Source organism: Rosenbergiella gaditana (assembly GCF_018494065.1).
Lineage (GTDB): Bacteria > Pseudomonadota > Gammaproteobacteria > Enterobacterales > Enterobacteriaceae > Rosenbergiella > Rosenbergiella gaditana.
In genome coordinates this window covers 152708-160302 of the sequence record NZ_JABBFR010000006.1, presented here as the reverse complement: position 1 = coordinate 160302, position 7595 = coordinate 152708, and the positions used below count along the sequence as shown (strand labels likewise).

General features: G+C 46.3%; 5 protein-coding genes and 4 pseudogenes. 7 read left to right on the top strand and 2 right to left on the bottom strand.

Annotated elements, in window-relative coordinates:
- The coding region (locus tag HH682_RS06605; protein ID WP_214236796.1) for an IS3 family transposase at positions 1–669 on the top strand (669 nt) is incomplete at its 5' end.
- A 460-nt stretch (positions 670–1129) separates the two neighbouring features.
- Here the strand turns inward: HH682_RS06605 and HH682_RS06600 are convergent.
- Positions 1130–1351 (bottom strand): annotated as a pseudogene (locus HH682_RS06600) (IS3 family transposase); the annotation flags it as partial.
- A 120-nt stretch (positions 1352–1471) separates the two neighbouring features.
- On the opposite strand from HH682_RS06600, the gene HH682_RS06595 reads away from it, so the two are divergent.
- The 4 genes and pseudogenes from HH682_RS06595 to HH682_RS15790 all read left to right on the top strand — a co-directional run.
- On the top strand, positions 1472–2212 hold the full coding sequence (locus HH682_RS06595) for a hypothetical protein (protein WP_214236795.1): 741 nt from the start codon (positions 1472–1474) through the stop codon (positions 2210–2212).
- Positions 2213–2417: 205 nt separating this feature from the next.
- Positions 2418–2615: pseudogene (locus tag HH682_RS16105) on the top strand (recombinase family protein); the annotation flags it as partial.
- Positions 2616–2831: 216 nt separating this feature from the next.
- A pseudogene (locus tag HH682_RS06585) lies at positions 2832–3596 on the top strand (IS481 family transposase); the annotation flags it as partial.
- A gap of 27 nt (positions 3597–3623) precedes the next feature.
- A pseudogene (locus HH682_RS15790) lies at positions 3624–4268 on the top strand (ExeA family protein); the annotation flags it as partial.
- Between the two features lie 464 nt (positions 4269–4732).
- On the opposite strand, the gene HH682_RS06575 reads toward HH682_RS15790, so the two are convergent.
- On the bottom strand, positions 4733–5956 hold the full coding sequence (locus HH682_RS06575) for a diguanylate phosphodiesterase (protein WP_214236793.1): 1224 nt from the start codon (positions 5954–5956) through the stop codon (positions 4733–4735).
- Positions 5957–6322: 366 nt separating this feature from the next.
- On the opposite strand from HH682_RS06575, the gene ccmA reads away from it, so the two are divergent.
- Both ccmA and ccmB read left to right on the top strand, forming a co-directional pair.
- Positions 6323–6937, top strand: a complete 615-nt coding sequence (gene ccmA, locus HH682_RS06570) for a cytochrome c biogenesis heme-transporting ATPase CcmA (protein ID WP_214236792.1) — start codon at positions 6323–6325, stop codon at positions 6935–6937.
- Positions 6937–7593 carry a heme exporter protein CcmB gene (gene ccmB / locus HH682_RS06565; RefSeq protein ID WP_250318587.1) on the top strand — a complete coding sequence of 219 codons (657 nt, stop codon included), beginning with the start codon at positions 6937–6939 and terminating at the stop codon, positions 7591–7593. Before ccmA ends, ccmB begins: the two co-directional genes overlap by 1 nt.
- Positions 7594–7595 lie beyond the last annotated feature (2 nt).

Here is a 7595-nt window from a genome sequence, read left to right as displayed (position 1 = left end):
ATTCGGATCACAAGCAACCAAAGAAACTGGGGATTTGGTCTGTGTTACCTGTATCTACGCAATGTGAAAGGGTTCACATGGAACCACAAAAGGATTTATCGTATCTACTGCGAATTATCACTTAACATGCGTATAAAGCCTAAAAAACGGTTAAAACGAGAAAAGCCGGAGCCACTCTCTGTCCCTGCAAGCAGCAACGTCAGCTGGTCTATGGATTTTATGCATGATCAACTGTCAGATGGACGTTCTGTCCGTTTGCTCAATGTGATCGATGATTTTAACCGTGAAGCACTGGCGATTGAGGTTGATTTTTCACTCCCGGCAATACGGGTTATCAGGACGCTGGAGCAAATTATTGAATGGAAGGGAAAACCGGTATCAATTCGTTGTGATAATGGTCCTGAATATACAGGCAATACACTGATAATATGGGCTAAGCAGCACAATATTCGACTCAATTTTATTCAGCCGGGAAAACCTCAGCAGAATGCTTATATTGAGCGTTATAACCGGACAGTGCGTTATGACTGGCTGGGTCAAAGTTTGTTTTCATCATTGAATGCGTTGCAGGAATATGCGACAAAATGGCAATGGATTTATAATCATGAACGACCGAATATGGCACTGAATGGTTTTACACCGATGCAGCATATTCAACGTGTTAACTGATTCTACTTATTACCTCCGTTAAAAATGGGGGGATTACCCTATTGCCAGTAATAAGTCTTCGCAAGGCAGAGCCATGAACAGACGCGTTGCTATAGTCATTGAGGCACCTTAGGCCAGAAGGGGAGGGGATATCACCGGTATAGGGTGTGGATCCCCTCTATAACCTCTTTATGCGATGACAGGCTCTCAGCGCAAAATTAGTCGGCCGGTACCCAGCGCAGAGCTGTTGAGGGAGTTTCAACGCCTGACGGCAGTGACATTAATTCGATGAGCAGGCCGAAGGGGAGCTGATCTTGCCCCGCCATCTCCGGACAGCTTTTGTATCTTACGATAACGATTCCCGCTACCGCCGGTATTCCCTCGGGGAGAGATATCCCAGCGCGCTATGTGGGGGGACATTGTAATGCGTGAACGCTGCAGCAAGGTTTAGTAATGAACTTCTCACATCCGGTTTTGGCATGACCTGTGCTATTCCCCGTCCTTTGGCCACAAGGGCGTTTGCGCTATCCATTTTCGCGACTGGCCGTACTCCACGGCTTCTTTCAGGATCTCAACCTCCATGATCTTCTTACCCAGAAGGCGCTGTAACTCCCGAATCTGCTTTAGTGCAGCGGCAAGCTCAGAGGCCAGAAACGACTTCCCCACCGGCCGCCACGGCGGTGAGACTGCCTTCCTGATTTTGTGATCCACTAAAGTGTATTTTCTGCGGTTTATCCGTATATTATTGGCATTATAGGGAAAGACGCCGTTCTAATGTCTTTTTGTTATATAGAAAGTTTATAGGTTTAATTAAGGAGTTTTTATGGTTTTTTTTAAACATAGTGTTTTGGCTACAGCTCTACTCGGTTTCGCTGGTTTCTGTGTTGCTGCTACTCCCAGTATGAACTGGAAGATAAAATCATCAGAACCAATAAATCAAATTACTTTTGGTATAACTATCAATGCAGCAGCTCCAGTCGATGAGTTTTATTATGCTAACCAGTTCGGTTTCACTGGGGGCGGTGGCATTGGCTATACAGGTATTCAGCCAACTAAAAACACCCAAGATGGCAAACGGCAGTTTATGGTGTTATTCAGTAGCTTCAGAAAAGATACCTCTACGAATCATAAAAATTGTAAGGGCGGGGCCGATGGTGCGAAAGCCGGTGCAACCTGTCGGCTTTATGTTCCTGGAAAATTGGGAGACACATTCTTATTTAAGGTTAAGAAAGAAGGGCGGTTCCTGACCGGAACAACATTGAATACGAATACCGGTCGTGAGGATGTCATCGGCCAATGGGAAGTGGGAGAATCAGCAGGCGATTTGGCTGGTTCACAGATATCATGGATTGAAAATTATAAAATGAATAATCCGAATTTTAAGCTTACCTGTGACAATAAAGTCTGGCCTTATTATGAAGTAAAATTCCTGCCACCAACCGGAAACGATGGAAAATTACAGGGAACTATTTCTACTTTATCGAGTGGTTCGTCTGCTTGTCCTGGTGCCATTACCTGGACGCATGATGAGACCGGAACACTGGTCAAAGGTGGTTTCAAATAACAGCGAGGTTTCATCACTAGTATATAATCTATACATTTTTTTATGGATATGAGGGGCTGAGTCGGCGTCCAGCAATTGAGGGTTTGCTGGACGTTTACTTTTAGGGCGATGTTTTAATCAAAACTGTGTTATTCAGTGTCTTTTAAATCTATCTATCTACATTTGCTTAGACTGATTTGTAACGTGATAACGGGACACTTATACCATGCTGATTGGTTACGCCCGGGTTTAAACAGATGATCAACATCTCGATCTTCAGCGTGACGCATTACGTCAGGCCGGATGCGAGCGTTTTTTTGAAGACACAGCCAGCGGCGTTAAGGCTGATCGAAGTGGGCTGGTTGCGTTAATCACTTTCTTGCGGGCTGGCGACACGATTATTGTCTGGCGCACTCGCCGAGTTCGAGCGTAATCATGATTCATGAGCGAATCCTGGCAGGTCTGGTCGCCGCGAAAGCCCGCGGACGTCAGGTAGGAAGAAAAAAAAATCTTGATCCGGAAAAATAAAAACTGGCACTGCAGCTGTACCATGAACCACGCCACACCGTAGCGCAGATAGGTCGGTTGATGTGTATCGGACAATCAACATTGTATAACTATCTGACGCAGCCCGAGCAACATGCCCTCCGGACAGCGTAGCCGCATTCCCGCCGACTCACTGCAGCAATTGCATCAGCGGCTTGCCGGGCTGCCGCGCAGGAGTCCGGAACGAGCCAGACAAATCATGGACTCTGCCGAATTGTACGGCGTTTCGCCCGCCACCCTCTATCGGGTCATCAGTCGCATTCATTACCCTCATGCCGTCCATCGCGTTGACAGGAAAAATCCGCGTCATGCCGGGAACTGAACTGGAAACATATTGCGAGCTCATCCCAGCCCTGAAGTTACGTACCACCAACAAAAAGGGACGACATTTATCCACCGCCCGGGCCATTGCGCTGATCGAAGACTATGGCGTCGAAACGCCCCGGGGGTTTATCCACGTACCACAAGGACCGCTTACCAGCTCAACGGTTGAGCGCCATCTGACGATGATGAAGTTGGATCACCTTCGTTTTTCAGAGAGCCAGCCGCCGTCAGGTTTCAGGCATCTCACCGCAATGATTGCTGGCAATTTGATTTGTCTCCCTCGGATTCAAACCACAGGAAGCCTTCGTATTCCAGGGGCGGCCGACAATGATTTATCTGGACAATGCCCGGTGGCTAAAAGCCAGTTGTTTCAGAACGAGATGCCGGCGCTGGGTATTGACTGGAAAACGCACTTGCTGGCAAGCAGTGACGGAACGCGCACGACGGCCCGTTCCAAAGGCAAGGTCGAACGCCCCTTTCGTACTGTAAAAGAGGCGCACGATACGCTGTACCATTTTACAAGCCGGAGACAGAATATTAGGCCAATCCCGATACAGAATGAAAGCGGGAGCGTGAATTACTGGCACTTTTCAAAAAGTGCAAACGTCCCGTGGTATTGTTTGTTGATGAAGCTCATGACCTGAACGGACACACCCTGACCGGACTCAAACGGTTGATGGAGTTGATCGAAGTAGGAGGTAGTAGGTTGTCTATCGTGATGGCATGGCATCCCAAGCTGCGAAATGATCTGCACCGGCCTACCATGGAAGAAATTAGTTACCGGACCGATGTTTTCTCTCTGGATGGCGTCACGGGGAGCCATCGTGAGTACATCCAGTGGCTGCTGGAAAGTTGCAGTGGAGGCACTGGGGCGGCAATTGGGATTTTCAGCGAGGAAGTGATGGATTTACTGGCCGAACAACTACGTATCCCACTGCAGATCCAACAACACCTGACGCTGGCGCTGGAAGCTGGATACGATACCGGTGAGTCGATCATTTCCGCTGAACTGGCCGGATCAGTCCTGTCACGCCATATGGATGATTTAGAGCCCACACTGGTGCGGCATGGTTATCGGGCGGGGGATTTGGCAGCACAATTTGACGCCCGTCCGGCAAAAATTAAAGCGCTGTTCAGCAATACACTGGAATCATCCCGTACCAACGAACTGAAGAAAAGGATTCTTGCTACCGGGTTGCCATTATGACACACCATCGAGGGGCGTTTTTGGTAGGGCTGAGGTTATAGCGAAACTCAGAGCAGAGTTTTCTCCAAAATGAACATAACACCGTAATTTTACGGTTAAATTAATTATTCTAATTTAATGTTAGCGCGGTTGTGCTGATTGTAGGTATAGTCGTTTATGAGTGCAAGCGCCTACATATACCAAACCAAATTTGATTACCTCTACCGGCTTCACTGCCAATACAGTCATTCGGACCTTAGACCAAGGTGCCACCTTTCTGCCGCATTCTCTCACTTGTTGCCGCGATATCTTCGGTATAGAACAAGGTACATCGGCTTAGGATTCTAGTACATAAAGGAGAGGTGTTGAGGGGGGACTTGGTGTGTGTTCGGGATAACTATCCGCTTATCACGGCAGATGATAGAGGGATTACTGCTGAATGAGGGGGCGTTATTCCCTTAAATATTGATGGGAATAACGATTCATTATGCGCTGATACGTGCGTTAAGGTCAACGGGCCAGTGAATCGCAGGAAGCCTACGAGGGACGGCGCCGGCAAATAAATCACCTTGGAAGGCTTTGACACCCGCTAAACGTAGCCATGACCACTCTTCCACCTGAGTGATACCTGAAGCAATTACTTGGATTTCCAATGACGAACAAATCTTAATGATAGATTGATTAATCGCCTGTTTAGGGCCATTTTTGTGCACATCGCGTAGCATATCGCTATCTACCATGACTAACTCTGGCTGTATCCGTGTAAGTAATAACAGCCCAGCCATCCCTGCACCAAAATTATCGATGGCAAGACGGATACCCGCACGTTTCAGTTTCATTACTTCGGCAGTGAAGGTTTCATCTTCGTTGACGACACTGTCTTCAGCGATAGAAATCACAATCTGTTGTGGTACAAAATCATTTTCTTGAATGGCGTTCAGTAAAAATTCTACCGCCTCTGGATTCTTGACTAACGTCATTGGCAAAAGTTTTAAAACTAAGGTGTAGTCATTTAACTGTAAACTTTTCGCCATCTGTAACGCCGTCTGTTTCGAAACCAGATCGACATGATAAATTTCATCGCGTTGCAGGCTTGCAAAAAACTTTAGAGGCGACTGGCCGTCAGCAGCACGCATCTTGGCTTCGTAGCTTAAGATTTTACGAGAAGAAGGATTGATAACCGGTTGAAAGCCGAAGGTATAAGGCAATTCTTCACTGTGGTCCGCGACCAGCTCCGGCTGTTCATTAAGTTCAAACTGCCATTTCTCACTTTCACCTAACTCAAGATAACTGTCTTTATTTTCACACTCTACGAATGTCTTAATAAATTGCAGAGTCCGGTCATCGTAGGTGAGTTTAAATTTCGATGTGGCACGGTCCAATACCGCGTCAAGTACAGCGGACTTGTCGTAATTACGCAGGTCGAACAGCTCCATACCCGCGTTACCGAAATGGCGCTCGATTGAGTAGTCACGTAAAAGTTCAGTAAGAGAAAAATGTCTATGATCACCACAGATCACACGATAAATAGTATCGACTTCTTCTTCCGGTCCTTCAAGTAATTGTAAAAAATGCTCACCATCAAACAGTAATATCCCTGTTACTCCTGCGTCGGAGTTGCGTTGGTTAGCCTTTTCAATAAACTTTTCTACTTCGAATTTGGAAGTATTTTTACCGATATGACTTCTATAGATGATGGTCGTAAGCATTTGTTATCATAATGAAGGATGTTAATTCTTTAGCACTCTAACAAATATTTAGCGAATAGGATAACGATTAGTGAAACTAAACAATAGTTTACGCAGTAAATTATCTATTCGTCCAGATGTTGAGGCGAAAATGTTATCGCTTGATTCCGTAATTGTAGTGCGAATAATTGGCTTGCGCAAAATGTATGGAGCGGGATTTCTCTATTGTATAAGATTGAGTAACAAATCTTTAAAAATGCTGCTTTTATCGCCAAAAACACGCTTTTTTTAAACCTTTATGTAACATTTGTCGTGAAACAAGATTCGGCAACTAGGCGGCGTATGGTATAGTTTCGCCTATTATAACTGTTAATCACTGATTTAATCATGTTGCAAGCCCTCAATGTCAGCTGTTACCGCGATGAACGTGTCTTATTTAAAGACTTAACGTTTACGCTCTCTGCTGGAGAAATCATGCAGATTGAAGGCGAGAATGGTGCGGGTAAGACCACATTATTACGTCTATTAACTGGCTTAAGTCGACCGGATGAAGGTGTTATCTCTTGGGGTGACCAATCCATCCTCCATCATTGCGAGGGCTGGCCCCAACAGATGCTTTATTTGGCCCATCTGCCAGGGATTAAGCAAGTATTAACTGCCTATGAAAATCTTCGCTTTTACCACCCAAAGGCTTCACGAGAAGCAATCTATCAGGCGCTAGAAGAGGTCGAGCTAACAGGGTATGAAGAGATTCCTGTGGCTCATTTTTCAGCGGGGCAGCAACGGCGAGTGGCTTTAGCCCGGTTATGGTTAACCGATGCCACCTTGTGGATCCTCGATGAACCTTTAACCGCCATTGATAAATGGGGCGTGAGCACACTCAATGCGAAATTTATGGCACACCTCGCACGACAGGGCATTATTGTATTGACTACTCATCAGGATCTCCCCGCCTCGGCGCAGCCGATTAGAAAACTACGTCTTAGTGGGGACGTTGAATAATGCAACAGCTGTTACGACGAGAATTAAAAATAGCCTTTCGCCATCGTGCCGATATCATTAACCCGCTTTGGTTTTTTTTGATTATCGTGACGCTTTTCCCGTTAGGAATCGGTCCCGAAAGTACCTTATTAGCCCGTATAGCCCCAGGGGTCGTTTGGGTAGCGGCACTATTGGCCTCGTTACTAGGACTGGAAAGAATGTTCCGCGATGATTTTCTTGACGGTTCTTTGGAACAGCTATTACTGATCCCAACCCCCTTACCAATGGTAGCGTTAATCAAAGTGTTAGCGCATTGGTTGACCAGTGGTTTACCACTGATCATTCTTTCACCCTTAGCGTCCCTATTTTTATCGCTAAATTTTACCGGTTGGTGGGGATTGGTATTAACTCTATTACTGGGAACGCTCATATTTAGCTTCCTTGGCGCTATCGGCGTAGCCTTAACCGTTGGTCTGCGGCGAGGAGGTGTATTACTCAGTCTTCTAGTACTGCCCTTAGCGATCCCTATTCTTATTTTTGCGAGCAGTGCGGTGGATGCGGCGAGTCAAGGACTGGCGATTTCCGGTTACCTTGCGATTTTGGCTGCCATGTTAGTGGTGAGTGTAGTGTTAGCGCCATTTGCTATCGCTGCCGCACTACGGGTAAGTTTGCAGTAAAA